The sequence below is a fragment of the Rhizobium sp. LjRoot254 genome (genome assembly GCF_964254105.1).
Taxonomy (GTDB): Bacteria; Pseudomonadota; Alphaproteobacteria; order Rhizobiales; family Rhizobiaceae; genus Rhizobium_E.
Genome location: NZ_CAXUSM020000001.1, coordinates 24,527 through 49,958 on the forward strand (window position 1 = coordinate 24,527; position 25,432 = coordinate 49,958).

Below are 25,432 nucleotides of genomic sequence, written 5' to 3' on the forward strand. Positions count from 1 at the left end.
ATGCTTCCCGGTCTAGATCAGACCTTCTCTCTCCATCGCACGCCGAACGGCGGGCCGCGCCTTCATGCGTGCCCGCAATCCCACCATCTGCGGCGGAACGGGGATGGCGAATTTCTCGGCCCAGAGCAGCATCACGAAGAGATAGAAGTCGGCGACCGAAGGGTTTTCGCCGAACAGATAATCGGTGGTGAGCCCTTGCGACAGGAAGTCGAAATGATCGCCGATGATGCGTGTCGCTTTCGCCCTGTCGGCATCGCTGCTTGCGTGCCACATCGGTTTGAAGCTGCGATGCAGTTCCGTGGAGATGAAGGCCAGCGCCTCCAGCACTCGGGTTCGGCCGAGTGGGCCGTTGCCGCCCAGTTGCGGATGTTGCGACGCTAGCCAGTCGAGGATCGCGATATTCTCTGTAAGTATTTCGCTATCGTCGAGGACCAGGACCGGCACATATCCCTTGGGTGTGACGTCATGCAGGTCGCCGCCGGAGGCCGTGCGCTTGGTCTTGAGGTCTACCCGTTCGCTCTCGAACGAAACGCCTGCTTCGAGCAGGGCAATGTGGTCGGCGAGGCTGCAGGCGAGGGGGGCGTAATAGAGTTTCACGATGGGTTTCCTTCGGGCGATTGTTGACGCGGCCGCCGGCACAGCTTTGCTGGTGGCTCAGGCGCCACCATGGGTGTCGTTTGTCATCGGAAAAATCATGCCGTCTACCGGGTCCCATAGTACTTAAGGCTAGGGGACTTCAGACGAGCGGTGGCCACTGGCAGGACGTTGGCTGCGGCGCGCATCGCCGATCAAGGTGCGCCGGCGCACTTTTCAAACTTCGGGATGTCGGCACAGGCGCCATCGCAGGGGGTGTGACGTGCGCTCGCGTGATGGAAGCTTTCGGCGGCGGTCTTCATGGTTGTGAGCGATCCTCGCGATCATCAACCTCAGCAACTGGAAGGTACGACCATGACCCAGCGCGTCAACTACGCAACGCAGTCGCCCGAGCTTCTGAAGAAGTTTACGGAATTCCTGGCAGCCACCCGCGAGAGCGCGATCGAGGAGCCGATCCGCGACCTCGTCGCCATTCGCGCGGCGCAGCTCAACGGCTGCACATTCTGCCTCGACATGCATGTCAAACAGGCGAAGGTGCATGGCGAGCGCGAGTTGCGGCTCTATCATCTCGCCTCCTGGCGGGACTCGACGCTCTTCATCCCGCGCGAGCGAGCGGCGCTCGCCTGGACTGAAGTCCTCACCAAGATCCCCGAGCAGGGCGTGCCGGACGAACTCTACGAGCGCGTTCGTTCGCAGCTGTCCGAGAAGGAAATCTCGGATCTCAGCTTCATCATCATGGTCGTCAATTCCTGGAACCGCCTGAATATCGGCTTCAAGACCGTTCCGGGTTCGGCCGATGCCAAGTTCGGCCTCGACAAGTCCGGCCTGAAGTGAGATCTGCCGGCCGGTGACCGCCATTGCCGGCGGCAGACAGATTTGCGCGACGAGCAGATGCAATTGCCTGTCGCGCAAATCCGCGTTTGTGCCATGTTCAATCCGGTGGAAGCGGCATCCATTCGTCGTCACCCGCGATAGCGTGAAACAGGCGCCTGCGCCAATCCGACTTCGCCTGCTCGATGCGATCTGCGCTGGATGAGACGAAGTTCCAATACATGTATCGCGGCTCGGGAAATGGCTCTCCCCCCATCAGCAGGATCCGGGCCGAATGGAATGCCGGCGCCTTGAGCACCACATCCCTGCCCATCGGCAGAACGATGAAGGCTCCCTCCGCCAGCCTGCGGTTCCGGCCAACAATTTCGAGTTCGCCGGCCATCACGTAGATTGCCCGCTCAGCCTGGTCGGGCTTGACCTGATAGCGCGCGCCGCTGGTCAGGACAATGTCGGCCAATACCATCTCGGAAAGCGTCTGTACCGGCGAGATCAGACCGTCGGACTGGCCGGCGATCAGCGTGAATTCCACGCCTTCGGCACAGGTCCTGGGAACAGAGAGCAGGCCATGATGGGTGAAATTCGGCGCGCTGCCTTCAAAGCTGGAGGGAAGTGCGACCCAGGCCTGTACCCCGAGAAAGGCGCCGCCTTTCAGCCGTGATGCAGACGAGGTGCGTTCGGAATGAACGATGCCGGATCCCGATGTCATCCAGTTGACCTCGCCCGGGCGAATGGTCTCGACGCTGCCGAGACTGTCGCGGTGAACAAGCTCGCCGTCGATGAGATAGGTCACTGCTGCCAGCCCGACATGCGGATGCGGCCGCATGTCGAAGCCCTGGCCGGCTTCAAAGACCGTCGGTCCGAGTTGCTCGAGGAAGACGAAAGGTCCGACCATCCGATTGCCGAGCGAAGGCAGAAGCTGCCTGGATCTTGATATGGCCGGGCTCGAAAGCTCCGAAATGACCGGATCAGCGAGGTTTGATTGCGGGTATGGCATGAGCGTGCCTCCTTGGCCCGTGGTTGCGGAGCGCGCCAACAACTGGACGCATCGTCAGCTTATCGGCCGGCGATGCGACCAAGCATTGCCCTGGAGTTGAGGAGGAGGCCGATGTCGGCCAGGTGCACGTTGGCGCTTCGGCACCACACGTCATCCCTGTGGACAGGCCGCCCGCGCGGATGGCTGGGTCGCGCTGGCAATTGTTCGCTTAGGGATCGGCCAGACTGGACCTTGGGATGTTCCATCCCGTGCCAGCGTCCGATGGGCAACGGCATCACTTGCTGGCAGAAGGGCGACCGAGAGCCGTGTCAACCGAACGCGGCAGGGATGATGAATACGGGGGTTTTTTCGGTTTCACCCCGTAGCCAACGAACAGGCAGTCGAGCGTCCCACCTGTCCGGCTCTACCTTTCCTCTCGATATAGTCGCCGGGTGCGCGCCGCCCGGATTCAACCCACGTCGGACACTCCGTCCCTGGGCGAACTGATAGCGGGACCATACGAAGGTATGGGATACCTGCTTCCTCCATCCAATCGACTGCACCCGCCGCCTCGACTTAGCCTCCACACATTGCCCAGGAACGACATAGCGTCGCCGGACGGATGAGGAGCAATCAGAATGACGAGACTGGAGAAACAGGCTGATTTCCATTCGAGACCGGAACCCGATGCACGCGGGGCTGATCTTGGCGATACGATCTTCGGCGTGGTGCACGACCTCGGCAATCTTATCCAGGTCGCCACCTCCGCGCTCAACATCGTCTCCCGCAGCCCGGACATGGACATGGGCTCGACCGTGGGTACGACGATCAGCAGCGCACGGGTGTCGCTCCAGCGGGCGGGCACGCTTGTGCAGCAGACGATGCGCTTTGCCCGCTACGGCGATGCAGCGGTCGAACCGGTGGATGTGTGGGCATGCCTTGTCGAAATCGAAGCGCTGATCACAGCCACCTGGGGCAGTGAGATCCGGCTCGAACTCTATGCCGGCCGGGAACTGCCCTCGGTCGTCTGCAGCCGCGTCGGCCTGCAGAGCGCGGTGATGAACCTGTTGCTAAATGCCCGAGAAGCGATGCCCAACGGCGGCGCGATTTCCGTCGTCGCGACGGCAATTTATGAGGATCATATCGCGACCGGGCTCGAATTGCGTTGCTCGGACACCGGGCTCGGGATGAGCGAGGACGTGCTGCGCCAGGCGAGCGAACTTTATTTCACGACCAAGATGTCCGGCCTGGGTGGCCTTGGCCTTCCCATGGTGAAGCGCTTCGCCCAGGAAGCCGGCGGGCAGCTCCATCTCGAAAGTGAACCCGGGCGCGGGACGACCGCGACCTTGCGGCTGCCTATTCCAACCCTGCGCGGCATGACTATCGATCTCTGCGGCTGAGTGCCGCTTCACCAACACCACCACAAGACAGGAGCTATGCGTCATGGGCGTTCTGGAAGGACAAGTTGCACTGATCACGGGCGGCAACAGCGGCATTGGCCTCGCGGCCGCCAAACTCTTTGCGGCGGAAGGCGCGCAGGTCGTCATCACAGGGCGGCGGCAAAGGACCGTCGAGGAGGCCGCCGAGCAAATCGGCTTCGGCGCCCTCGGCCTCACTGGCGACGTTGGCGACAGCGCCCATCACGATGCGCTGGCTCACGAGATCGCCCGAAGATTCGGCGCGCTGGACATCTACATGGCCAATGCCGGTGTGAACATCATCAAGAATTCGGCCGATGTCTCCGAGGCCGACTATGACGACCAGTTCGCCACCAATGCGCGCGGCGTGTTTTTCGGCGTACAGAGAATGCTTCCGGTCATGCGCGATGGCGGCCGGATCGTCCTGACTGGATCGATCGCGAGCGACAAGATATTGGATGGGCACGCCGTCTATGCGGCATCCAAGGCGGCGATCGGTGCTTTCGCCCGAACCTGGGCTCTCGAACTGAAGGCCCGTGGTATAAGAGTGAATGTCCTGAGTCCCGGGCCGGTTAATACCGAGATCCTCGCCAAGATGGGCATTCCGGCCGAGGCGCAGCCTGCCTTCGAGAAGATGATGGCCGACGCGATCCCGCTTGGGCGCATGGGCTATCCGGATGAACTTGCCCGCGCAGCCCTCTTCCTGGCGTCGGATGCAAGCAGTTTCATCACCGGGATCAATCTGCGCGTAGACGGAGGAATGACGCTGCTTTGACGAGAGTTCATTCCGCGAAAGACGCGGTTACGTCGCTGAAGCGCGCGGGCGGGTGTATATTCTCCTTTCGCTGCCCAATGCGGGTCCAAGAAGGCAAATCCGGCTGGGCGACGTTCACCCGGCCGGACGAGCAACATCAGGCAGCGCGCTTATGATCTGCGGGATGCTGGGCGCGGAAGCCGATGGCTAGCCGGTTCCACGCATTGATCATCGCAATGCCTATCGAGAGCGCCAGCAGCTCGTCATCCGAAAACATGGCCTGCGCTTGCTCGTATGTGACGTCGGGAGCATGTCCTTGCTTGATGTCGGTGAGCGCCTCGGCCCAAGCCAACGCGGCACGCTCACGGTCGGTGTAAAGGTGCGACTCGTGCCACGCGTTGAGCAGGAGCAGGCGATCTTCGGTTTCGCCCAGCTTCAGGGCATCCAGGCGGTGCATGTGGAGGCAATGCGCGCACCCGTTCATCTGGGAAATGCGGACTTTGACCAGTTCGAGCAGTTTGGGATCGAAGCTCTTGGCGATCCATGCTTCGACAGCCACCAATGCGTCGATTCCGCCATTCTTCCGGGCCATGAAATTCAGCCGTTTCATCATTTCTTCTCTCCGTCTTGGTTATGTTCGCGGAGCCGTGTGGCTCGCCGACCAATGAATATGGTTTGGGGTCTCGCATCCATCTGGCGCGAAGGTGCGCTTCCCCGATGCGACGTGTTATGGCGAATTTCCCTTGAGAGCGGCACATCCCACCGTCTTGGACATCTCCTCCCATACCTTCGCATAGGGTGCTGAATACCCACGTAGAATGGCTCACAACCACGATCCCGGCGCATCTTTCTTTCCATCGGTCGCTACTGGCCGCACAGGAGAAAACAGATGCGTAAAGTCATAGGAATTCTGGCGCTCGCGACGGCACTCTTGCTGCCGGTCTGCGTGAGCGCAACGGCTGCCGATGCGAAGGCCAAGCCGACGGTCATCCTCGTTCATGGCGCCTTTGCCGAGTCTTCGAGCTGGAACGCAGTTATCGCCAAACTCGAAGAAGACGGCTACCAAGCGATCGCGGCGGCGAACCCGCTTCGCAGCGTCGCCTCGGATGCGGCGTCGATCTCTGCCATTGTCCGTTCGATCAATGGACCCGTGGTCCTGGTCGGCCATTCCTACGGTGGCCCCGTGATCACTGAGGCCGCCAATGGCAACCGGAATGTCAAGGCACTGGTCTATGTCGCGGGCTTTGCGCCCGATACCGGCGAGTCGAGCCTCTCGCTTTCGGGGATGTTTCCCGGGAGCACGCTGGGACCAGCACTTGCTCCAATCGTGCTGCCGGACGGGGCGGAAGATCTCTACATTCAGCCGGACAAGTTCCGACTGCAGTTCGCAGCTGATGTCCCCAAAGAACAGGCCAAGCTGATGGCCGCTACACAGCGGCCGATTGCCCATGGCGCTCTTGTCGAGCCTTCAGGCCTTGCCTCTTGGAAGACGCTGCCGTCCTACATGATCTACGGTTCGCAAGACCGCAACATTCCACCCGCAGTGCTCGACTTCATGGCCAAACGCGCCAAGTCCGTCAAGACCATCGTCATCGACGGCGCCTCTCACGCATTGATGGTCTCCCATCCCGATGCCGTCGCCGCCCTTATCGAAGATGCCGCCACCGGTCAGTAAAGACCGCACCGTCGAGCACAAAGCCCACAGTTCTTAACGATCAGGAAACCAGGAGAACGGACATGAAAATCGTCGTCATCGGGGGAACAGGACTAATCGGCTCGAAGACAGTCGAAAGGCTCCGCAAGCAGGGGCACGAGGTCGTGGCCGCGTCGCCCAACACCGGCGTCGACACCATGACAGGCAAGGGCGTTTCAGAAGCGCTGACCGGCGCGCAGGTCGTGATCGACCTCGCCAACTCGCCGTCCTTCGAGGACAACGCGGTCATGGATTTCTTCAAGACATCTGGGCGCCACCTTCTCACCGCCGGCGCCTTGGCGGAGGTGAAGCATCACATCGCGCTTTCGGTCGTCGGCACGGAACGGCTGCAGGGCAGCGGCTACATGCGTGCCAAGATGGCCCAGGAAGACATGATCCGGCAGTCCGGCATCCCCTACACCATTGTCCATTCCACGCAGTTCTTCGAATTCATGGCCGGCATCGCGCAATCCGGAACGGTGGGGCAGACGGTGCATCTCTCGCCGGCCTATGTCCAGCCCATCGCGGGCGACGAAGTGGCCGATGTGATGGCCGAAGTTGCGCTTGGCAAGCCGCTTAACGGTATTATCGAAATCGCCGGACCGGACAAGGTGCGCCTTAACGAGATCGTGGCACGCTTCCTGAAAACAACCAACGATCCGCGCGAGGCCGTTGCCGATCCGCATGCCAAATATTTCGGAGTCGAGCTCGATGATGGCTCGCTGGTGCCAGGCCCCGTCGCCCGCATCGCCAAGACGCATTACGACGACTGGCTTCCGCTCAATCCTCCGCCGAAGAAGTAATCTGCGTATCGGCTCGGCTCGGTGGAATTTCATCCGGGCCGGCCTTCGTATGCTTCTGCTGTTTATCTAAAGGCACTATCTCATGCTTGATCCGCTTCTTTCGCCGGTGGGCCAAATCGTCGTGCTGGGGATTGCCGGAATCGTCGTCTGGCATCTGCAGGGCCGTCGACGGCCGAATGCCAGGCTCGTGGTTCAGATCGCAGTCTTCATCCTCATGACGGCGGTGCTGCTGCAATCCAACATCGGGCCGACCCGGTTCGAGCCGCATGCACCTGACGGTAATCTGCTGAACGTGGCCAAGGCGCTCTGGTGGATTCATCTCGCCTGGGCGGTCATTGGCTTTCTGCGTCTCTATCTCGATCTCGACGGGCGACCGCACGAAGCACGTCTGGTGCAGGACCTGATGGTTGCGGCCATCTATCTCGGCGTCGGTCTGGCGATACTGTCATTTGTTTTCGGCATCGCGATCGGCACGCTGTTGGCGACCTCGGGCGTCATCGCCATCATCCTCGGCCTTGCCCTGCAGAGCACGCTCAGCGATGTCTTCTCGGGCCTCGCTTTGACGCTTGGGCGTCCTTATGCAATCGGGGACTGGATCATGCTGACCGATGGCACCGAGGGTCGCGTGGTCGAGAATACCTGGCGCTCCACCCAAATCTTGGCCACAGGCAACAACATCGTCGTCCTGCCAAACAGCTACCTGGCCAAGATCGGGCTCACCAATGTCAGCCGGCCGGGCGAGACACATCAGATGACGTTGAAGATCCGTGCGAGGACGACGCGGAACCCCGCGCTGATCGTAGAGGTCCTGCAACAGGCATTGATGGGAGCCAATGTCATTGTTCAGGACCCGGCGCCCGTCGTGGCGCTTCAGGGGGTTGATCACATCGCGTTGAGCGTGGAAATCTATTTCAGCGTCCGGCATATCGCAGCTCGCATTGCTGCCCGAAACGAGATCATTGATCTCATCTATCGCCAGTGCCGAGCGGACGGCATCACCTTGGCGCTGCCGTCTCCGAGCTACGTTCAGATCGAACACCCCTCCGTTATCTCGGCTGATACGGTATCGCTGCGTGAACTCCTACGCGCAAATCCGGCATTTGCGAGATTGCGTGATGAGGACCTCGCGGCCCTGGAGGCGTGCGCGACGCAGAGGCACTACGAGATCGGCGATTCACTGGTCCACAAATCGGATCCGTTGCCTGTCGCACGTATCCTGAACCGTGGCGTGGCAGTCGCGGAGTATCCGGGTATCGAGCCCATCCGACTCGCTTCCGGGGACATCGTCGGCCAGCTGGCCATTGGCAGCGATGAGCCGTCGTTCAGAGCGCTGACGATGGTGAATGCCTTCGAGCTTAACAGCGCGACGCTGATTGAAATTTTCGGCAGAAATCCCGAATTGTTTCAGGATCTCTCCAGCGGTCTTTCCGCGTCGTCAACAGAGGTGACGGCGATCAACAGTCGACAGGCACATGAGCGCTGGCATGCCACCGCCTTCATTCGAGCAGTACAAAGCGCATTTAAGCGCTATTGAGCGGCTGTTGCATGGAAGTCGGCCGCGCCCGGGTCCTCCCCAAGCCACTGTGATGTCCGCTTTCGGGACACCGCTAGGATAGATTCTTTGACCGAATTGAGGGCGCAAAGCTGAAGTCACTTCCGCTGTTGGCCCTAAGCGGCCAAACTCCGGGCCATGCCAAGTGACTTCTAATCGGAGGCAAGGCTCTTGAGATGTTCTTGGAAGAGCGTCTTGAAGTCCCGAAAGCGCTCGAAGCCAAATGCATTCGCGAGCCTCAAGACCGTCCGTGGCGCAACATCGCATGAAAGCGATATTGACTGGATCGTACCGAAAGCGATTTCCTCAGGCCGCTCGAACGCGAACCGCGCGACTCTTTCGAGTTGCCCCGGCAGGACCACGGTTCGGGATAGCACCAGACCTTTGAGGTCCTGAATTGTCGTCGGCCGCGCCGATCCCTCTATGTCAATCATGTCCATAGCTCCGGATTGATCGCGGCCGATATCGTCGTATCACTTCACGGGCACGGGGCCATTCTTCTGGATCGACTCGATGCAGGCGAGCGCGATCGCCAGTGCCTGGCGGGCGTCGTGGCCCGTCGCGCCGCCGGAGAGCTTCCCTTCGCGAACCGACTTCGCGAATGAGGCGAGCTGGGCGGTGTAGCCGTGGATGAAGTGGTCGGTGTCGCGACGCCATGTGTCGTTGGACACGCCGTCCTTGTCGAACAGGGTCATGCTGGAGCGGCGGACGTCGCCCATGGTGATCATGCCGCCTGAGCCGAACACCTCGCCGCGGATGTCGTAGCCGTACATGGCGCAAAAGTTGGCCTCCGCCACGGCCACGGAGCCGTTGTCGAAACGGATGGTGACGACGGCGGTGTCGAGGAAGCCCTTGTCTTTGGCGTCCGGGCGGACGAGCGCGTCACCGGCGGCATAGACCTCAGTCGCCTTCGCGCCCGGGTTCAGCCACAGCAGCGTGTCGAAGTCGTGGATCAGCGTCTCGTAGAAGATCGTCCAGAGCGGAATGCGATCAGGATCAGCGCCAAAGGGGCCGGGATCGCGGGTGAGCGAGCGGATGAGCTGCGGTGTTCCCACCTTTCCGGCGTCGATGGCGGCACGGCCTTCCGCAAAGGCCTGATCCCAGCGTCGGTTGAAACCAACCTGCAGAGGAATACTAGCCGACTTGGCGGCCGCGACGGCGCGCTCGGCATCTTCGAGGGTAAGCGCCATCGGCTTCTCGCAGAACACGGCCTTTCCGGCCTCCGCCGCCTGGACGACGACGTTGGTGTGGAAGCGGGCGGGCGTCGCGATGATCACGGCGTCGAGGCCGGGATGGGCGAGCAGTTCGGCGACATCGGTATAGGAGGCGTCGACGTCGAGCTTGGCGGCCAGGTTTGCGGCCGCTCCGGCAGCCGGGTCGGCAACGGCGACAAGTTCGGCGTCGACGAGACGACGGGCGACGGTCTCGCCATGGAAGGAGCCGATACGGCCGGCTCCGATAAGGCCGATCTTGACGGGTTTCTTGGTGGGCATGGTCGTAATCCTGTTTGGGGGAATGGGAACTGTCAGAGAGTGAAGGCCTTGCGGAAGGCCTCGAGAGCGGCGTCGGAGTCTCCAGATGCCCAGGCCTCCATGCCGATCGGACCGGAATAGCCCATGGCGGCGAGCGCTTTGGCGATGCCATTCCAATTGACTTCCCCTGTGCCCGGCTCGAAGCGACCGGGAACGTCGGCAACCTGGATTTCACCGATCCAAGGCAGAGACTTGCGGCACAGTTCGATCAAATTCCCTTCGCCGATCTGGGCGTGATAGAGGTCGAGATTGAGCCGCAGGCGGGGATGATTGATCGAAGAGACGAGCGCCAGCGTGTCCTCGGCGCGGCCGAACGGGACGCCTGGATGGTCGACAGGGAGGTTCAGATTCTCTAGCGTAAATGTCACGCCTTCCTCTTCGGCGAGATCGACTATCCGGGAGAGCGTGTCGCGGGCCTTGAGCCACATGGCCCCTGTCACGACCTCAATCGGCTGGACGGGGAGCCCACGGTCGCCAAGCCCCGTGCCGTGGAGGTTCAGGCGCTGAACGCCGAGGCGCTTGCCGACCTGTGCGGTCTCGCGGGCCGTCTTGAGCAGCTCGGCGGCACCATCGTCATCGGTGAGGCGGCCGGCCAGATAGCCATTCATGATCGTGAACGTCGCTCTGGTCGCTTCGAGCTTGCCGATGTCGTGCTCCGGCCAGTTCCAGAGACCGACACCGAAACCGAGCTCTTTGAGACGGGAGGCGCGCCATTCGATTGGCTTGTCGCGCCAGATCATTTCGGCGCAGGCTGCGAGCGGGAACGAAGAAGTCATGTCATTACCTGGTCCGGTCGTCGCCGGACTCCTCTTGGCTTGTTTCTGGATCGAGCCGATCATCGATCGGAGTGAGGTGTGGCTCTGGACTCCGGGGGCCACGGAGCGGGCTAGATTGTGCCCCCGAGTTCCTGCGAAACGGACTGCAGCTCCTTGCCGCCGGCCATCAGGTTCTGAAGCTCGTCGATGTTGATCTCGCCCTTCGTGAAGGTGCCGAGCGTCTTGCCGCGGTTGAGAACCGTGAAGCGGTTTCCGACTGCGTAGGCGTGGCGGACGTTGTGAGTGATGAAGATCACGCCGAGGCCCTTCTCGCGGACCTGGTTGACGTATTTTAGCACCATCGAGGTCTGAGCCACGCCCAGCGCCGACGTCGGCTCGTCGAGGATCAGGACCTTTGCGCCGAAGTAGACCGCTCGTGCGATGGCGACGCACTGGCGTTCGCCACCGGACAGCGTACCGACAGCCTGCTGTGGATCGCGGACATCAATGCCGATCCGGTGCATCTCGTCGCGTGTGACGTTGTCGGCGAGGTCCATGTCCATGGTCTTGAACGGGCCGAAACCTTTCAGGGGCTCCCGGCCCATGAAGAAGTTCCGGGTGACCGACATCAGCGGGATCATGGCGAGGTCCTGATAGACCGTGGCGATGCCCGCATCGAGGGCGTCGCGCGGGCCTGAGAACAACCTCGGCTGGCCATCGACAAGGAACTCGCCGGAGCTGGGTTTGTGCACGCCAGCGAGGGTATTGATAAGCGTGCTCTTGCCCGCGCCATTGTCCCCCAGCAGGCACAGAACTTCGTTGGCATGGACCTTCATCGACACGCCGTTGAGGGCGATGACCGAGCCGAAATGTTTGACGAGGTCCTTGACCTCGACGAGGGGCGTCTGGGAATTGCTCATCACCGTTCTCCCGTAACGCGCTTGCGGATGACGTTGTTGAAGATGACCGCGATCAGCAACATGCCGCCGAGGAACACGAGATACCAATCCTGGTCGATCGAGGTGTAGGTCAGGCCAATCAGAACCATGCCGAACACGATGGAGCCGAAGAAGGCACCGATCGCCGAACCGTAGCCGCCCGTCAGGAGGCAGCCGCCGATCACCGCGGCAATGATCGCCTCGAACTCTTTCTGGAACCCGCGACGCGCATCCGTAGAGCCGGCATCGAGGACGGTCAGGATGGCAACGAGCGTGGCGCAAAGCGCGGTGATCACGAAGAGCGTAGTCTTCACCCGGCGAACCGGAACGCCCGACTTCTGGGCCGCCCATGCGTCGCCGCCGGCCGCGAATATCCAGTTGCCGAAACGGGTCCTCAGCAGAAGCCAGGTCGCGGCGAGCGCGATGGCGATGAACCAGAGGATTTCGACAGGGATGCCCGGTACCTGCGGATTGCCGTTGGGAAGCTTGGCGATCACGCCGAGCTCGGCCATCCAACGGAACAATCCTGGAAACGCGTCGCCAGAGAAAATGGGGGCGAGAGGACTGTTGGCGGCGGCTTCCTTCATGCCACGGAGCTGCGTGGAACCGCCGCTGGCCCATTTGAGACCCACGAGTGTCAGGCCTCGTAGAATGAAGAGGAATGCAAGCGTCACGATGAACGATGGCAGACCCGTCCGGATCGTGATCTGGGCGTTGGTGATGCCGATGCAGACCGCGAAAGCCATGGCGATGAGGATGGCCACGCTGAGGGGAAGCTGGAGCACGACAAGAGCGGTGCCGAAGACGAGGCCGGCGAAGGCCACCATCGACCCGATGGAGAGGTCGAACTCCCCTCCAATCATGAGCAGGGCAGCTCCTATCGCGAGGATGCCGAGCTGCGCGGCCGGAGCCATGAAGTTCATGATGCCCGCGAGCGTGAACATCGCCGGGTTCGCGGTGAAGGCGAAGAAGATCGCCACGAGCACCAATCCGGCGACAGCTCCGAGTTCAGGGCGGCGCAGAAGCGAGGCTATGGTTGACACCTTCTTCAGCCGCTCATCGGCGCGCGAAGCCGTCGCGCCGTTCTGTTCATTGACGAGGGACATGGCCCGTTCCTTTGAGAATGGTCGTAAGTCGCGAGGACACCACAGCTCCAACAGGGAACTCGGACAGCGTCATGCGTCAGAAAGGGTGGCGGCCCCCGTGGAGGTTGGGGACCGCCGGGCTTCGCTTAGCGAATGCCCTGGGAGGACTTCTCGATGACGGAAGCCGCGGTATCCTTCTCGATGAAGGCCGGACCCGACGGGACGCTGCCTGCCGGAATGGTGCCGTAGCGCGCATTGAGAGCGAGGAAGGTCACGGGCAGATAGCCCTGCAGATAGGGCTGCTGGTCGACGGCGAAAAGCGCCTTGCCGTCGGCAACGGCCTGGAGGAAGTTGGCCGAGAGGTCATAGGATGCTACCTTGACCTTATCGCCATTGCCCATCTTCTCGACGACGGCGACGGCACGTTCGCCAACCAGCGGAGCGGAGAGCCCGAGGACGACGTCGATCGACGGATCGGAGGTCAATGCGGCCTGAATCTTGGCTTCGATTTCGGCCGGATCGGCGCTCGTCGGAAGCACGGTTACCTTGCCGCCTTCAAAGCCCTTCTCGGTCCCGGCGCAACGCTGGTCGAGCGCGGCGTTGCCGACTTCCTGGTTAACGCAGAGGACATGTTTGAGGCCGAGCGACTTGAGCTTCGCGCCGACCTTGATGCCTGCCGGAGTTTCGTCCTGGCCCACATGGAGCCTGATGCCGAGCTTCTCCTGGGCGGCGATGCCCGAGTTCATCGAGATGACCGGGATGCCCGCGGCGACGGCCTTTTCGATCGCCGGGCCGAGAGCGTCCGGATCGGGATTGGAGATGACGATGCCTGCCGGATTCTGGTTGACGGCGGCTTCGATCAATTGCCCCATCGCGACCATGTCGAAGGTTTCGGGTGCGCGGTAGTCGACCTCGACGTTGCTGTCCTTGGCCGCCTGCATCATGCCGTTCTTCACGATGGACCAGAACGGATCGGACGCCTGGCCGTGCGTTACAGCGATGATTTTGATGTCCTGCGCCTTGACGGCCACGGCGGCCGAGGTGGCGACGCCGAATGCGATTGCGCTCATGGCGAGCGTCTTGAAAAGAGCTTTCATTTCTTCCTCCTGATGGGCCGACCACTCCTCAGGTCGGCTTAAAACACTTTGCACTCGGGTGCAAAATCGCTTGCACCCGGGTGCAAGTAGGTGCATATTATCGCCAGATGTTATAAAAGCAAGAGATTATTTCATCGGCAGGCAATGATGGAATATTTGTTCCATCCCAAGGGGAGAGGCATGCGAAAGCGGGCTACGGCAAAGGAAGTGGGGGAGGCTGCGGGGGTGTCCAAATGGACGGTCATTCGCGCGTTCAAGCCCGGCGCGTCGATCACCGACGAAGCCAAACGCAAGATCATGGAGGTGGCGGAGAAACTGAACTATTCGCCCAATCTGCTCGCGCGCAGCCTTTCGACGAATGTCACCCATCAGGTGGCCGTGCTCGTCGACGACTTCGCCAACCCGCAGAAACTTCCGTTTCTGGAATCCCTGACCGAGCGCCTGCAGGCCGAGGGTCTCGTGGCGATGCTCATCAACATCAACAATCACTTCGACCATGTGCATGCGCTTCTCAATGCCGACCAGCGCCTGGTCGACGCCATCATTCTCCTCGGCACCGCATTTCGGGACGAGACCCTGAACGACCGTCGCTTGAGACCGGGCATGCCGCCCACGTTTGTCCTGGCGCGCGATAGTCAGATCGAGGGTGTCCCGGCGGTCGTCTGCGACTCGGAAGTCGGTCTCAGGGACATCGTCGACCATCTTCATGGACGCGGATACCGAAAGCCCGGCTTCATGACCGGAGCGGCCGTACTCTCCACCGCGTTGCGCAGGCGGCAGCACTTTGCCGACTTCTGGAGAGAGAAGGGCGTAGAGCATATCGTGGACATCGCGGCGGAGCGGTACAGCCGGGAGGACGGAGGAGCCTCGGCGCGTGAGTATTTGAAGAATACCTCCCCCGAAGACCGGGTCGATGTCCTGATGTGCGAGAACGACATCCTGGCGATCGGCGCGATGGAGACGATCCGCAGCGAGTTCGGTCTTAGGGTGCCGGAGGACATCGCCGTCGTCGGCTTCGACAACTACGAACTCGGCGCGACACCCGCGTTCGGCCTCACGACTTACGAACAGCCATGCCGCGAGATGGTCGACCTCATCGTGGAAATGGTCACTGGCAAGCGCGAAGGAGAGACCATTTCCCTTCCGGGCAAGCTCGTCGTCCGGTCGTCCACGTGACCTGAAACCTGTCATTCGAACCTGCGCCCTGCGGCGCGGGATCGCGAACCCGTGCGCAAGATTTGGAGACGCAGATGAACCAGTCCCTATCCTCCCTCCCGCAAGGCGTCCGTCTTGGAGTGAGTCCGTTGTCCTGGGCCAACGACGTTCTTGAGGACCTCGGCGCGAACATCCCGCTCGAGACCTGCCTGGATGATGCGGCCGCAATCGGCTACCAGGGCATTGAACTCGGGCGCAAGTTTCCTCGTGACGCCGCGACGCTTCGTCCATTTCTGGAATCGCGCGGTTTGGCGTTGGCTTCTGGGTGGCATTCGGGCGAACTGGCGGAGCGCGACGTTAATGCCGAGATGGCCGCGGTGGCCCCTCATGCCAGCCTCTTACGAGACCTGGGCAGCTCGGTCATGGTCTACGGTGAGGTGGCGATGATGACCCCCGGCGCGCCGCTCGACGCACCGATGTCGAAGCGCCTGGTCATGCCTGACGACGCTGTCGCGGATTATGTGATGCGGTTAACCGAATTCTCCAAGCGCCTTCGTGGGCAATACGGTCTTCGATTGGCCTACCACCATCATCTGATGATGGTAGCGGAAACATTCGACGACGTTTCCGCGCTGTTCGACCGAGCGGGATCGGAAGTTGGCCTTCTCCTCGACACCGGGCACGCCGTCGGTGCCGGCTTCGATTATGCGCTGTTGATCGAACGCTTCGGCGACCGGGTCGCCCACATTCACCTGAAGGACGTTCGTAGCCGCGTTATGGAGCCGGTGCGCGTTGCCGACCTCAGCTTCAATGAAGGCGTGCGCCGAGGCATGTTCACCGTGCCGGGAGATGGTGATGTCGATTTCGGTCCGGTCGCTGACTTCGCCCGGAGCGGCGGCTATCAGGGTTGGCTGATCGTGGAGGCCGAGCAGGACCCGGAGGCAGCGCCTCCGAGACCTGCTGTGGCGAGGGCATTCAACCATATCCTCGATCAACTGAGATAGCGAATGGCTCCTTTTGGCGCAACTGCGACCCGCGTTGTCACTGCGTCATGTCCGCATCGCAGCAACAGCGACGGGTGGCTCAAAGACCATTATGGGGGCGCAAAGCGGCCGGTCCCGATTGTTGAATGAGGGCTGCAGTGGGCCAGACCAAGTCGATAACTCTCGGCGTCTCTAACAGAGCCACGCCATAGGGCAGGCGGGCGGATGCCGTTCCACTACTAGCGATAAGTGTCATTGTCGCTACTTGATGGCAAGCGCCTGCACGACAGCAATTGCACTTGCCACAAAGCAAAAGCTGGATAGGACGCCAGCGATCGCTGCCAGATAGAGCATGACGGTGACGGATGTCCGTGTCGTCCGGGTTTGTGAAACCAGTTGCCTGACACCTCACAAGTTGTGATGTTGCCCCTAACTTTGCAGGTGGGGTAATTGCATGGCAGGGGACGTAAGATCGGCGGCTCGATCGCTAAGTGTCGCGCCGACCTATCGTTCCGCCTAGGGTAATGGAACCGGAATCAAGAGAGTTAGAAGGAGAGTGAGGTTGGACAATCGGCCGCCTGGAGCTTCTATCTACGAACAGTACGCGGTTGGCTTCTTGCGATCGTCACCCACAGTGCCGCGCCCCTACCATTGCGGCAGCGGCACACTTGTGAGCGTCGGCGGTGTTCATGGCATTCTGACCGCTGGGCACGTCCTCAATGAAATCGAGCGCGACGACTCCTTCCGCATGCTGTCGACAACGGGCCCGACACGATACGCTGACGCAAGAGAAGTGGTGATCGAGACTGGAGCTACAATTCGAAATTGGGACGGCATCGAGTCTCGAGGAGGGCCGGACATTGCCTTCCTACGATTGCCCAATGACGTCAGGGATTGGGCCTTGCTCAACAGAAACTTCTATAACTATTCCACTCGATATGACCTTTATATCGGAGGAAGCAGACCTCTTCCTGCTCACACGTTTTACACGTTCGGCATGATCGGCGAATCTTCTGAGGTTTCTCTGAGCCCGGAGGGCTGGGCTGGCATCAAGTCACAGTTTATCATGCTGCTTGGCGATATAATCAAGCCGAACCATCAGGTGGCGCCTGCCGGTCCTTGGGTTTTCGTACCCGAAACGTCCGCATCTATGCCACACAGTTTCGGGGGGCTCAGCGGAGCGGGCGTTTGGGCAATCAACGAGGCGGAAGGAGCGCTTGGCCGCTTGCTCCTCGGGGTCGCGTATTTTCAAGACCCGCCTGCGAAGAACGGGATTCGGAATATCATCTTCCAGGGTGTGGACTGGTCCTATGATTGGCTCATAGATACTGTAGCGAAGAAGTTTCCTGAAGAATTCCAGCCGTTTTGAAAATGCGCGAGACGTTGCTGAGGCGCGGTTAGCCACCAATTCAGAACAGACCGGGAAATTCATTGGCGAACCGATCCGGTAGCCAATTGATTTTGCTGGCTTGTATGCGGCCCTCCGGGCCTCGAGAGGTGCGCCGCGAATATGGAACTCATGGCCCGGATGCAGCGCCTCCGGAGACGGGCGAGTGCCTTTGCGGCCTATTTGCCCTCTACAACTACTCGAGTTCGTCCGCCTGATCGGGGCCTACTTCTGCAATATTAGCGGCGCGCGAGGCTTTCCGGCGCTGCGCAGTGTTGTTCGCTGCGTTAGCTCGACCGCGCAGAGCATCAATCTCGGCGCCAGTCAAATCGACAATATTTCGTGCAGAATTGCTTAATCCATCAGATGTTCCACCCTCCGCCAGTACGCGATGGGCGAATTCGTTAAGCAGAACTACTTTGTTATAGTATAATAGAAAATCTACGTCTTGATCTGCTTTGAGATTGCTTAGTCTGTCTTCCAAATCTATCTTCTCTTCGAAGATCGCTGCGAGCTTCTCGATAAGCGGTCCATTGTCGTTCGAATATGCGCCGTTTAAAATATTGATTGCCCGGTCCTCGAGTTCTTCCCCACGGGCGTGGGCGTCCATCATCAGGGTGTTCCAGAGTTCACCTGGAAGCTCCAGTTTCAAGTCATCTGCTTGGTCGGCGGCGAATGATCGCTGGAGACGCTGGATAATTTCCGAATTCATCGAGCGACCTGAGAACTCTGCGATGTTGCGCAGTTGGTCGCGTAGCCCATCAGGCATGCGGATTTGAAACCGTTCGGCGAGTTGGCTCGGGTATTTTTCATCGCTCATTACCGAATGATTGCAACTCGCACCCAAAAAATCAATGAGTGCTACTTGCACCTATGGGCGACACATGACATTAACTATGAGTGCTACTCGCACCCAAGGGAGATTGAAATGAAGGCAAGGCGGGAACAGTACATAGTGCGCATGCCTGATGGCATGCGTGAACGCATTAAGGAAATCGCGGCCGAGAACCGAAGATCGATGAATGCCGAAATCGTCGTCATGCTGGAAAAGCAGGTCCAGCAGCGATCCCCTGAAACGCAAAATGGCTCCGTCATGGCCTGAACAACCGACAGAGCCATTTTTATCCCAAACACCCATTTGGAAAGGGGCTAAAAATGCGCGCACTTTCTAAGCTGAAAATCGAAAATGCAAACCAATCCAAAGAAGGAGGTCCAGCGAGAATATTGTCAGACCCGGAGGGCGCGACCCTGGATGTCAAAAGATTGTCTCGGGCGATCGATGCACTACTCGCTGAAGTTCCCGCGATTGCCGACCTACCGGCCTTCGCGCTCCGCAACGTCCGTGCCGCAATTGCGGTCGCCTACCAGATCGAAACAATGGTGACCGAAGCCGCTGAGCTGATCTCCGATGCAGATCTGCTTTTGCGGCAAATGACCACCAAACGTGCTGAACAAGATATTGTGGCGTCACGGCCCTTCCGGTGCTCTTACGACGATATGGTAGGCTTCGTCGACGTGCTTTTGGAGCAAGTCGAGGCCCTTCAGGTTCTGCACATGGTGCTGGACGGTGAACGCCCGCTTGAAATGTACGGCTCTGCGCCCACCGCCTATCAACTCGGCATCGAGGTGAGCCCTATTTTCCGGCTCCGCGCTGACATGCACAAGTGCTTTGATCCTGCACCCGGCCGCCCGCCTCGCCGCAACGAACGGGCCGCCGTGGCAGGTGTGGCATGACCGCGCCCTTAGCCAGCGACCCGGCTGCCCAAGCGGCCGGGCCGCGTTCCTCGAGGAACGCGATAATGGCCGAGCTGCCATCGCTTGACGCGATTACGGCTGATACGCCGCTGCGCCTTAGGGTGGCTGCGGCCATCGCATTTCCAGATAAATCTATGACCGAGAGGGGCTTGCAACGCGAAATCGCGCGCGGCCGCCTGGCTTCCGAACGGATCGCCGGAAAAATCTACACCACGCTCGGCTATATCGGCAGGATGAGAGAACAATGCCTCGTAAATCCAAAGGGGTCCGCAAGTGGCTCCGAGAAAGAACCGGCCGACCATCGTTCTGGGTCATTCTCGACGGACCGCGTGAAGTCAGCACAGGATGCCTTGCAGACGATGTCGCTGGCGCTGATCGAGCGCTCGAAAAGTATCTCGCCGAGCGGCACCGGCCGCAATTCCACAAGGGTGAGCCGGCACAGGTAGCCGTCGCAGATGTGCTGCTCTACTACGTCGAGGAAAAGGCGCCCGAGACGACGCATCCCGAATTGATCGGCTATCACATGCTGCCGCTCAATCAGTTTTTCGGCAGCATGATGTGTTCCGAGATTGATGGCAAGGCATGCCGCGACTATGTGAAGGGCAGGGAAGCGGGCCGCGTCGGCCGGCGCGCAGTCAAGGCGGCGACGGCCGGCCGCGAACTGGAGACACTGCAGGCTGCGCTCAACTTCGCATATGACGAGAAAAAGCTCCTTTATCCGATCAAGGTCAAGAAACCGAAGAAGTCGCCGGCCCGTGTGCGTTGGCTCACGGACATGGAAGTGGCGCGTCTGCTACGTGCTGCGCTGGGCTTTGTCCCGACCTATTGTGATGTCGCCACCAGAAGACACATGGGATGGCGTCGGCCTCATGCGCCTCAATATCACGTCGCTCGTTTCATCTTAATTGGCCTCTACACCGGCACCCGGCACGATGCGATCCTGAACCTCCGCTGGTCGCGAAACGATGACGGCGGATGGTTCGACCTCGCCCACGGCGTCATGTATCGGCGCGGAGAAGGCGAGGCAGAAACCAACAAGCGCCGACCGCCCGTTCCTATCGGCGAAGATCTAATGCTTCATCTCCCGCGCTGGCGGAGACGTACCCAGAATGGGCCAGTGCAATATCGGGGGGAGCTCATCGCGAAAATGAAAACCGGCTTCAATAATGCCCGTGATCGAGCAGGTCTGGGCCGTGATGTCGTTCCGCATGTCCTCCGCCACACTTGCGCGACCTGGCTCTTGATGGAGGGCGAATCAATTTGGGATGTCGCGGGCTGGCTGGGCACCACGGAAAAGGTAATTCGCGACACCTATGGCCATCATTCCACGGAGCACTTGAAAGGCCTGAAAAGGCGGTTTCGTGGGCGAAAATTGGGCGAAACGGAAAACGGAAAGGGACAGCCATGAAAATGACTGCCACAAACCATTGTAGAATAGAGAGATCGAATGGTGGGCGTGACAGGGATCGAACCTGTGACCCCTACGATGTCAACGTAGTGCTCTCCCGCTGAGCTACACGCCCATCCGATCGACGCGCATAGACCAAAAAACCGTTGGCAGGTCAATAGGGTTTTTGGCGCGGTTTGGTGATTTCTTCATGCGGATGCCGTCGCCTCAGGCGGCGGTCAGCATCTTGTTCACTTCGTCGACCAGTTCGCGCAGGTGGAAGGGCTTGGAAAGTACCTTTGCATCCTTCGGCGCGTTCGAATCGGGGTTCAGCGCCACGGCCGCGAAGCCGGTGATGAACATGACCTTGAGATCCGGGTCGAGTTCGGTGGCGCGCCGTGCCAGCTCTATGCCGTCCATCTCCGGCATGACGATGTCGGTCAGAAGCAGGGAGAAGGGCTCTTCGCGCAGACGGTCATAGGCGCTTGCGCCATTGTCGTAGGAGATGACGCGGTAGCCCGCCTTCTCCAGCGCTTTCACCAGAAAGCGGCGCATATCGTTATCGTCTTCGGCGAGAAGAATTTTCTGACTCATGTGGTGTCCGTTGCTGTCTATGAGCGGTATGTAAGCGCAATGGAGCGAAAGTTAACGTGCCTGCGGTAAAAATCCAGTGAACAGAACCGATATTTACCCCGATCACCCCAACGTTACAGTGTTTTAGCCCTCAATAGTATGGACTTGATGGCAGGCTGCTGGCAACATGCGCAAATCATCTAATTTGCCGTGTTATGAGATGGAGCCGAATGATCTGGGATTTCAGGGAGGGGGAACTGTTCGAAGTCTGGGAGCCGGATCATCAACAGCTGCCCTTCATTCTCAATTCTCCCCATTCAGGCCGCATCTATCCCAGGGAATTCATCGAGAGTTCCCGCCTTGACCAGATCGGTATCCGCCGGTCGGAAGATCATTTCGTCGATGAACTGTTTTTCTCCGGCGTCCGCCACGGCGCGCCGATGCTGGCGGCGAATTTCCCACGCGCCTATGTCGATGTGAACCGCGAGCCCTACGAGCTCGATCCCACCATGTTCGAGGGGCGCCTGCCGCCCTATGCCAATATCGCTTCTGTGCGGGTCGCCGGCGGTCTCGGCACCGTGCCGCGCATCGTTGGCGAAAACATGGAAATCTACCGCACGAAGATGCCGGTGGAAGAGGCGCTGCTCCGCGTCGAGCATATCTACAAGCCCTATCACGCGGCGCTGAGGCGGCTTATCGCCCGCACGCATGCGCGTTTCGGCCGCGCCGTGCTGATCGATTGCCATTCCATGCCGGGCAATATCCGCATCTCGGGCAGCGGGATCAGGCCGGATTTCATCATCGGCGACCGCTACGGCACGTCGGCGTCGTCGGATCTCTCCAGGCTGGCGCTCAAGCTGCTGGAAGACCAGGGCTTTGCTGCGGTGCGCAACAAGCCTTATGCCGGTGGCTTCATCACCGAGCATTACGGGCGCCCGGCGCGCGGCCTGCATGCGTTGCAGATCGAGGTCAATCGCGGCCTCTATATCGATGAATCGACGCTCAGGAAGAAGCCCGATTTCGCCAAGGTCGCCCGGTCCATCGAGCAGTTTCTCGTGGACTTTGCTGCGGAAGTCGGCGCCAGCGGCGGCGATATGTCGTTGGCGGCCGAATAAAGCGCTCTATCTGAATATGCAAATGTAGTGAGCTTGTGTGGTCCCCAAAAAAGAACCGCGCTCAAAAGCGCGGTCAAGTCTAGGGAGGAAACACCCAAGGAGGGCATTTACAGCCGGTAAAGACTGTAAGAAAAAGCTACTGCTGCACTGCGGAAAAGTCAACACAAGTGATGAAATAATTGACACTATTTTCATCTGCGTAAAAACTGCTCAATACTCGCCTATGGGATAGATTTTCCTGCATTCGCGAATTCGAAAACCGGAGCTTCACGTAAACTTTATCGGGTGCGTCGATGTTTTTCCACCGTTTCACCGCCACCATCTTCAGGGCCATGACATGATTCCCGACCGCGCTTTCTTCGACCGGCTTGCCGATGCCGCAAAGGCCGAGACCCTGCCTCGCTTTCGTTCCGAGATTGCGGTGACCGACAAGGGCGGGCAGTTCTACGATCCGGTGACCGAAGGCGACCAGATGGCCGAGGCTGCGATCGTCGCGCTGATCGAGGAGGCGTTTCCGGATCACGGCATTCTCGGCGAGGAACATGGCTCCAAGGGGCTCGACCGCGAATATGTCTGGGTGATCGACCCGATCGATGGGACGCGCGCCTTCATATCGGGCGTGCCGGTCTGGGGTACGCTGATCGGGCTTTACCAGAATGGCCGCGCCAAGATGGGCCTGATCGACCAGCCATTCACCGGCGAACGCTGGTTCGCGGATGGCGAGCGATCGCTCTATCGCGGGCCTGGCGGCGAAAAGACGTTGCGGACGAGCGCCTGCGAGACGATCTCGAACGCCATCCTGTTCACCACCTCGCCGCATCTCTTCCAGGATCAAGACGACCGCCGCTATCGCGAGATCGAGCGTAAAGCCCGGCTCTTCCGTTACGGCTGCGATTGTTATGCCTATGCCCTGCTGGCAACCGGCCAGATCGACCTCGTGGTCGAGAATTCCCTGAAGCCCTATGATGTCGGCGGCATCATTCCCGTCGTCGAACAGGCGGGCGGCATCATGACGACTTGGGACGGCGGGCGGCCCGAAATGGGCGGTTACATCATCGCCGCCGCCAATAAGACGCTGCATGCCGAGGCGCTGGAAATCCTCAACAGTTGATTTTCATTCGCTAGAATATTGCCCGGGGTCGGCATCCGAACCGGGGATGAAGGCATCGATCGCGGCAAGTGCCTGCTGGCGGAAAATATCGCGTTCCTGCAGAACTTCGTGCTGGGAGCCGGGGATGGTGAGAAGCTTGCCGGCGCGGAATTTGCGCGAGAGTTCCTCAAGCCTCTCATAAGGCACGATCTGGTCGTTGCTGGGTGCGATGACCAGGCAAGGTACCTCGATCTTCCTGAGATGATCCATGGTCATGACGTCCTCGATCGCGTTGATCATGACCGATATCCAGCGCGCGGTGGGCGGCCCCAGCCCGAGCTGCGGGTGTGTCTGGGCAATGGCCTGGTTGCGCGCGAAGCGTGCCGGGTCCGAGGTGACCGTATTGTCCTTGAAGGGCCGGTTGAGCAGCGAGTCGCGGGAAAACTGGATCCAGCCGAAGCCGAAGAGCGTCGCCGCATCGGCGAGCAGCTTCAAGAGCCAATTGGGAATTCCAAGGCCAGCGGCGCCGACAAAGGGCGAGACCAGCACCATGCGTTCGATGCGGTTGGCAAGGCGTGGCGCCGCCTTCAGCGCAATCAACGCACCCATGGAGTGGCCGAGGATGAAGAAGGGCAGCTTGGCATCGGGCAGCACGATATGCTCGAGGAACAGGTCGAGGTCGCGTTCGTAATCGCGCAGGCGCCTGATGTGGCCACGACGCGGGCTGTTTTTCAACAGGCGCGGCGAACCGCCCTGGCCGCGCCAGTCCATTGCCGCGACCCAGAGCCCCATCGCGTTCAGGTCGCGGATCGTCTCGAAATATTTCTCGATCGACTCGTTGCGGCCCGGCAGCAGGACGATCGTTCCGGATGGCACCTGCGAACCCGAGCGGAACACCGCGTAGCGCAGCTTCATGCCATCGAACGATGTGAAGTAGCCTGCGAAATGATTGGGTGGGACCGGATTGCCGGGGGATTCGAAAAGCACGTCGGTCATGGCGCCCGGAAGATGTGGAAATGCTCTAACGGCTTATCACAATTCGCAGCAGTGAGCGCAAGCGCGATAGCGAAATAATCGGCGGGGAAAAAGAACCGGAAACCGCCATGTTGAGGGGCAAGCAGCTTCCGGTTAAGAAAAGGCTGGAACGGAAGGGACTTTCGCACCAGTCAAGGGAGGTTTCGCTCCCAATGATCCAGATTTATCAGCGGACGGCTGAACGCATGCCAAATCCGCCGTTCATCTGGCGTTCATCTTTTGAATTTTTCGAAATTTTCCTCTTGAAATGGCTTTTGGCCCTAACCACCTCATGTGTCACGAGGCGCCTATACCAGGGTCTCGTAAAGCGGAGCGGCCGGCGCCTGAAATCAGGGTCAGCATTGCTTCAAGTGAAAATCGCAACCGTTGCTCTGAAGGAGGACACCATGCGTCACGTTGATTTTTCTCCCCTCTATCGTTCCACCGTCGGTTTCGACCGCGTCTTCTCGATGCTGGACAGCCTTGCCCAGCCCGAACAGCCCACCTATCCGCCCTACAATATCGAGCGCACCGGCGAGAATTCTTATCGCATCTCGATGGCCGTTGCCGGTTTCGATGAGAGCGAGCTCTCGATCGAACTCAACCAGCTCCTGCTCACCGTGAAGGGCGAAAAGGGCACCGAGAATGGCGAAGGCTCCGAGACCCTCTATCGCGGCATTGCCAAGCGCGCCTTCGAGCGCCGCTTCCAGCTTGCCGACCATGTGGAAGTGAAGTCCGCCCACCTCAAGAACGGCCTGCTTCATGTCGACCTCGTCAGGAACATTCCCGAGGCGATGAAGCCGCGCAAGATCGAGATTGCAGCTCCGCAGAAGAACAGCGAGCCCAAGGCGATCGAAGCTCATGTGGTGGCCGACGGCGAAGCCGTCAACTAAACCCGTAGCCCCGAGCTTTCGGGTTGAATGAAGCCCTTCCGGCCCCCTCTCCGGA

General features: G+C 60.1%; 27 protein-coding genes and 1 tRNA gene. 16 read left to right on the forward strand and 12 right to left on the reverse strand.

Going from position 1 to position 25,432, the window contains the following annotated elements; all coding sequences use genetic code 11:
* Nucleotides 1-12: 12 nt before the first annotated feature.
* Complete coding sequence (locus tag ACSQ26_RS00140; protein ID WP_436005107.1) at nt 13-597, reverse strand: glutathione S-transferase C-terminal domain-containing protein; 585 nt, start codon at nt 595-597, stop codon at nt 13-15.
* Nucleotides 598-948: 351 nt separating this feature from the next.
* On the opposite strand from ACSQ26_RS00140, the gene ACSQ26_RS00145 reads away from it, so the two are divergent.
* Entirely contained in the window at nt 949-1,428 is a 480-nt protein-coding gene (locus ACSQ26_RS00145; protein WP_436005109.1) for a carboxymuconolactone decarboxylase family protein, read from the forward strand.
* Between the two features lie 97 nt (nt 1,429-1,525).
* On the opposite strand, the gene ACSQ26_RS00150 is transcribed toward ACSQ26_RS00145, so the two are convergent.
* On the reverse strand, nt 1,526-2,419 hold the full coding sequence (locus ACSQ26_RS00150) for a pirin family protein (RefSeq protein ID WP_436005111.1): 894 nt from the start codon (nt 2,417-2,419) through the stop codon (nt 1,526-1,528).
* A gap of 617 nt (nt 2,420-3,036) precedes the next feature.
* On the opposite strand from ACSQ26_RS00150, the gene ACSQ26_RS00155 reads away from it, so the two are divergent.
* Both ACSQ26_RS00155 and ACSQ26_RS00160 read left to right on the forward strand, forming a co-directional pair.
* Entirely contained in the window at nt 3,037-3,798 is a 762-nt protein-coding gene (locus ACSQ26_RS00155; protein WP_436005113.1) for a sensor histidine kinase, read from the forward strand.
* 43 nt (nt 3,799-3,841) lie between these two features.
* The gene (locus ACSQ26_RS00160) at nt 3,842-4,591 is read left to right on the forward strand and encodes an SDR family NAD(P)-dependent oxidoreductase (protein ID WP_436005115.1); all 750 of its coding nucleotides are present in this window, start codon (nt 3,842-3,844) and stop codon (nt 4,589-4,591) included.
* Nucleotides 4,592-4,727: 136 nt separating this feature from the next.
* On the opposite strand, the gene ACSQ26_RS00165 is transcribed toward ACSQ26_RS00160, so the two are convergent.
* Nucleotides 4,728-5,183 (reverse strand): carboxymuconolactone decarboxylase family protein, encoded by a 456-nt coding sequence (locus tag ACSQ26_RS00165; RefSeq protein WP_436005117.1) that lies wholly within the window; start codon nt 5,181-5,183, stop codon nt 4,728-4,730.
* Nucleotides 5,184-5,459: 276 nt separating this feature from the next.
* Here ACSQ26_RS00165 and ACSQ26_RS00170 point away from each other — a divergent pair, with 276 nt between their 5' ends.
* The 3 genes from ACSQ26_RS00170 (at nt 5,460) to ACSQ26_RS00180 (ending at nt 8,600) form a co-directional block, all read left to right on the forward strand.
* Nucleotides 5,460-6,245, forward strand: a complete 786-nt coding sequence (locus ACSQ26_RS00170; RefSeq protein WP_436005119.1) for an alpha/beta fold hydrolase — start codon at nt 5,460-5,462, stop codon at nt 6,243-6,245.
* A 62-nt stretch (nt 6,246-6,307) separates the two neighbouring features.
* On the forward strand, nt 6,308-7,066 hold the full coding sequence (locus tag ACSQ26_RS00175) for an SDR family oxidoreductase (RefSeq protein WP_436005121.1): 759 nt from the start codon (nt 6,308-6,310) through the stop codon (nt 7,064-7,066).
* An 82-nt stretch (nt 7,067-7,148) separates the two neighbouring features.
* The gene (locus ACSQ26_RS00180) at nt 7,149-8,600 is read left to right on the forward strand and encodes a mechanosensitive ion channel domain-containing protein (RefSeq protein ID WP_436005123.1); all 1,452 of its coding nucleotides are present in this window, start codon (nt 7,149-7,151) and stop codon (nt 8,598-8,600) included.
* A 491-nt stretch (nt 8,601-9,091) separates the two neighbouring features.
* Here the strand turns inward: ACSQ26_RS00180 and ACSQ26_RS00185 are convergent, their stop codons facing one another.
* The 5 genes from ACSQ26_RS00185 to ACSQ26_RS00205 form a co-directional block, all read right to left on the reverse strand.
* Complete coding sequence (locus ACSQ26_RS00185; protein WP_436005125.1) at nt 9,092-10,111, reverse strand: Gfo/Idh/MocA family oxidoreductase; 1,020 nt, start codon at nt 10,109-10,111, stop codon at nt 9,092-9,094.
* A gap of 32 nt (nt 10,112-10,143) precedes the next feature.
* Complete coding sequence (locus ACSQ26_RS00190; RefSeq protein WP_436005127.1) at nt 10,144-10,926, reverse strand: TIM barrel protein; 783 nt, start codon at nt 10,924-10,926, stop codon at nt 10,144-10,146.
* Nucleotides 10,927-11,036: 110 nt separating this feature from the next.
* Nucleotides 11,037-11,825 carry an ATP-binding cassette domain-containing protein gene (locus tag ACSQ26_RS00195; RefSeq protein ID WP_436005129.1) on the reverse strand — a complete coding sequence of 263 codons (789 nt, stop codon included), beginning with the start codon at nt 11,823-11,825 and terminating at the stop codon, nt 11,037-11,039.
* Nucleotides 11,825-12,949, reverse strand: a complete 1,125-nt coding sequence (locus tag ACSQ26_RS00200; protein WP_436005131.1) for an ABC transporter permease — start codon at nt 12,947-12,949, stop codon at nt 11,825-11,827. Before ACSQ26_RS00200 ends, ACSQ26_RS00195 begins: the two co-directional genes overlap by 1 nt.
* A 125-nt stretch (nt 12,950-13,074) precedes the next feature.
* On the reverse strand, nt 13,075-14,025 hold the full coding sequence (locus ACSQ26_RS00205; protein ID WP_436005133.1) for a sugar ABC transporter substrate-binding protein: 951 nt from the start codon (nt 14,023-14,025) through the stop codon (nt 13,075-13,077).
* A gap of 180 nt (nt 14,026-14,205) precedes the next feature.
* On the opposite strand from ACSQ26_RS00205, the gene ACSQ26_RS00210 reads away from it, so the two are divergent.
* From ACSQ26_RS00210 to ACSQ26_RS00220, 3 genes are all read left to right on the forward strand, one after another.
* A complete protein-coding gene (locus tag ACSQ26_RS00210; protein ID WP_436005135.1) occupies nt 14,206-15,201 on the forward strand; it encodes a LacI family DNA-binding transcriptional regulator in 996 nt (331 codons plus the stop codon).
* Nucleotides 15,202-15,275: 74 nt separating this feature from the next.
* The gene (iolE, locus tag ACSQ26_RS00215) at nt 15,276-16,184 is read left to right on the forward strand and encodes a myo-inosose-2 dehydratase (RefSeq protein WP_436005137.1); all 909 of its coding nucleotides are present in this window, start codon (nt 15,276-15,278) and stop codon (nt 16,182-16,184) included.
* Between the two features lie 541 nt (nt 16,185-16,725).
* On the forward strand, nt 16,726-17,532 hold the full coding sequence (locus tag ACSQ26_RS00220; RefSeq protein WP_436005139.1) for a hypothetical protein: 807 nt from the start codon (nt 16,726-16,728) through the stop codon (nt 17,530-17,532).
* 214 nt (nt 17,533-17,746) lie between these two features.
* Here ACSQ26_RS00220 and ACSQ26_RS00225 read toward each other — a convergent pair whose 3' ends face one another.
* Nucleotides 17,747-18,370, reverse strand: a complete 624-nt coding sequence (locus ACSQ26_RS00225; RefSeq protein ID WP_436005141.1) for an Arc family DNA-binding protein — start codon at nt 18,368-18,370, stop codon at nt 17,747-17,749.
* A gap of 108 nt (nt 18,371-18,478) precedes the next feature.
* Between ACSQ26_RS00225 and ACSQ26_RS00230 the strand changes: the two genes are divergently transcribed.
* The 4 genes from ACSQ26_RS00230 (at nt 18,479) to ACSQ26_RS00245 (ending at nt 20,713) form a co-directional block, all read left to right on the forward strand.
* Nucleotides 18,479-18,652 (forward strand): Arc family DNA-binding protein, encoded by a 174-nt coding sequence (locus ACSQ26_RS00230; RefSeq protein WP_436005143.1) that lies wholly within the window; start codon nt 18,479-18,481, stop codon nt 18,650-18,652.
* A gap of 53 nt (nt 18,653-18,705) precedes the next feature.
* Entirely contained in the window at nt 18,706-19,284 is a 579-nt protein-coding gene (locus tag ACSQ26_RS00235; protein WP_436005145.1) for a hypothetical protein, read from the forward strand.
* A 65-nt stretch (nt 19,285-19,349) separates the two neighbouring features.
* Nucleotides 19,350-19,751: an excisionase gene (locus ACSQ26_RS00240; RefSeq protein ID WP_436005147.1), complete on the forward strand. Its 402-nt coding sequence runs from the start codon at nt 19,350-19,352 to the stop codon at nt 19,749-19,751.
* A gap of 11 nt (nt 19,752-19,762) precedes the next feature.
* On the forward strand, nt 19,763-20,713 hold the full coding sequence (locus tag ACSQ26_RS00245) for a tyrosine-type recombinase/integrase (RefSeq protein ID WP_436005149.1): 951 nt from the start codon (nt 19,763-19,765) through the stop codon (nt 20,711-20,713).
* Nucleotides 20,714-20,753: 40 nt separating this feature from the next.
* Here ACSQ26_RS00245 and ACSQ26_RS00250 read toward each other — a convergent pair.
* Together ACSQ26_RS00250 and cpdR are read right to left on the reverse strand one after the other, a co-directional pair.
* Nucleotides 20,754-20,828: transfer RNA gene (locus ACSQ26_RS00250), tRNA-Val, on the reverse strand.
* Nucleotides 20,829-20,920: 92 nt separating this feature from the next.
* A complete protein-coding gene (gene cpdR / locus ACSQ26_RS00255; protein ID WP_258158432.1) occupies nt 20,921-21,286 on the reverse strand; it encodes a cell cycle two-component system response regulator CpdR in 366 nt (121 codons plus the stop codon).
* Nucleotides 21,287-21,495: 209 nt separating this feature from the next.
* Here cpdR and ACSQ26_RS00260 point away from each other — a divergent pair, with 209 nt between their 5' ends.
* Nucleotides 21,496-22,380, forward strand: coding sequence for an N-formylglutamate amidohydrolase (locus ACSQ26_RS00260; RefSeq protein WP_436005151.1), 885 nt, complete (start codon nt 21,496-21,498; stop codon nt 22,378-22,380).
* Nucleotides 22,381-22,717: 337 nt separating this feature from the next.
* A complete protein-coding gene (hisN, locus tag ACSQ26_RS00265; protein WP_436005153.1) occupies nt 22,718-23,491 on the forward strand; it encodes a histidinol-phosphatase in 774 nt (257 codons plus the stop codon).
* Between the two features lie 3 nt (nt 23,492-23,494).
* On the opposite strand, the gene ACSQ26_RS00270 is transcribed toward hisN, so the two are convergent.
* On the reverse strand, nt 23,495-24,466 hold the full coding sequence (locus tag ACSQ26_RS00270; protein ID WP_436005155.1) for an alpha/beta fold hydrolase: 972 nt from the start codon (nt 24,464-24,466) through the stop codon (nt 23,495-23,497).
* A 425-nt stretch (nt 24,467-24,891) separates the two neighbouring features.
* On the opposite strand from ACSQ26_RS00270, the gene ACSQ26_RS00275 reads away from it, so the two are divergent.
* A complete protein-coding gene (locus ACSQ26_RS00275; protein ID WP_436005157.1) occupies nt 24,892-25,377 on the forward strand; it encodes an Hsp20 family protein in 486 nt (161 codons plus the stop codon).
* The last annotated feature ends 55 nt before the right edge of the window (nt 25,378-25,432 follow it).

Excerpts from the sequence above, each read along its gene's own strand:
- ACSQ26_RS00170 (WP_436005119.1), top strand. The coding sequence starts at position 5,460 with ATGCGTAAAGTCATAGGAATTCTGGCGCTCGCGACGGCACTCTTGCTG.
- cpdR (WP_258158432.1), bottom strand. The coding sequence starts at position 21,286 with ATGAGTCAGAAAATTCTTCTCGCCGAAGACGATAACGATATGCGCCGC.
- ACSQ26_RS00190 (WP_436005127.1), bottom strand. The coding sequence starts at position 10,926 with ATGACTTCTTCGTTCCCGCTCGCAGCCTGCGCCGAAATGATCTGGCGC.
- ACSQ26_RS00195 (WP_436005129.1), bottom strand. The coding sequence starts at position 11,825 with ATGAGCAATTCCCAGACGCCCCTCGTCGAGGTCAAGGACCTCGTCAAA.
- ACSQ26_RS00165 (WP_436005117.1), bottom strand. The coding sequence starts at position 5,183 with ATGATGAAACGGCTGAATTTCATGGCCCGGAAGAATGGCGGAATCGAC.
- ACSQ26_RS00230 (WP_436005143.1), top strand. The coding sequence starts at position 18,479 with ATGAAGGCAAGGCGGGAACAGTACATAGTGCGCATGCCTGATGGCATG.
- ACSQ26_RS00155 (WP_436005113.1), top strand. The coding sequence starts at position 3,037 with ATGACGAGACTGGAGAAACAGGCTGATTTCCATTCGAGACCGGAACCC.
- hisN (WP_436005153.1), top strand. The coding sequence starts at position 22,718 with ATGATTCCCGACCGCGCTTTCTTCGACCGGCTTGCCGATGCCGCAAAG.
- ACSQ26_RS00205 (WP_436005133.1), bottom strand. The coding sequence starts at position 14,025 with ATGAAAGCTCTTTTCAAGACGCTCGCCATGAGCGCAATCGCATTCGGC.
- iolE (WP_436005137.1), top strand. The coding sequence starts at position 15,276 with ATGAACCAGTCCCTATCCTCCCTCCCGCAAGGCGTCCGTCTTGGAGTG.
- ACSQ26_RS00150 (WP_436005111.1), bottom strand. The coding sequence starts at position 2,419 with ATGCCATACCCGCAATCAAACCTCGCTGATCCGGTCATTTCGGAGCTT.
- ACSQ26_RS00275 (WP_436005157.1), top strand. The coding sequence starts at position 24,892 with ATGCGTCACGTTGATTTTTCTCCCCTCTATCGTTCCACCGTCGGTTTC.
- ACSQ26_RS00210 (WP_436005135.1), top strand. The coding sequence starts at position 14,206 with ATGCGAAAGCGGGCTACGGCAAAGGAAGTGGGGGAGGCTGCGGGGGTG.
- ACSQ26_RS00175 (WP_436005121.1), top strand. The coding sequence starts at position 6,308 with ATGAAAATCGTCGTCATCGGGGGAACAGGACTAATCGGCTCGAAGACA.
- ACSQ26_RS00270 (WP_436005155.1), bottom strand. The coding sequence starts at position 24,466 with ATGACCGACGTGCTTTTCGAATCCCCCGGCAATCCGGTCCCACCCAAT.
- ACSQ26_RS00200 (WP_436005131.1), bottom strand. The coding sequence starts at position 12,949 with ATGTCCCTCGTCAATGAACAGAACGGCGCGACGGCTTCGCGCGCCGAT.
- ACSQ26_RS00260 (WP_436005151.1), top strand. The coding sequence starts at position 21,496 with ATGATCTGGGATTTCAGGGAGGGGGAACTGTTCGAAGTCTGGGAGCCG.
- ACSQ26_RS00160 (WP_436005115.1), top strand. The coding sequence starts at position 3,842 with ATGGGCGTTCTGGAAGGACAAGTTGCACTGATCACGGGCGGCAACAGC.
- ACSQ26_RS00180 (WP_436005123.1), top strand. The coding sequence starts at position 7,149 with ATGCTTGATCCGCTTCTTTCGCCGGTGGGCCAAATCGTCGTGCTGGGG.
- ACSQ26_RS00145 (WP_436005109.1), top strand. The coding sequence starts at position 949 with ATGACCCAGCGCGTCAACTACGCAACGCAGTCGCCCGAGCTTCTGAAG.
- ACSQ26_RS00185 (WP_436005125.1), bottom strand. The coding sequence starts at position 10,111 with ATGCCCACCAAGAAACCCGTCAAGATCGGCCTTATCGGAGCCGGCCGT.
- ACSQ26_RS00225 (WP_436005141.1), bottom strand. The coding sequence starts at position 18,370 with ATGAGCGATGAAAAATACCCGAGCCAACTCGCCGAACGGTTTCAAATC.
- ACSQ26_RS00235 (WP_436005145.1), top strand. The coding sequence starts at position 18,706 with ATGCGCGCACTTTCTAAGCTGAAAATCGAAAATGCAAACCAATCCAAA.
- ACSQ26_RS00240 (WP_436005147.1), top strand. The coding sequence starts at position 19,350 with ATGGCCGAGCTGCCATCGCTTGACGCGATTACGGCTGATACGCCGCTG.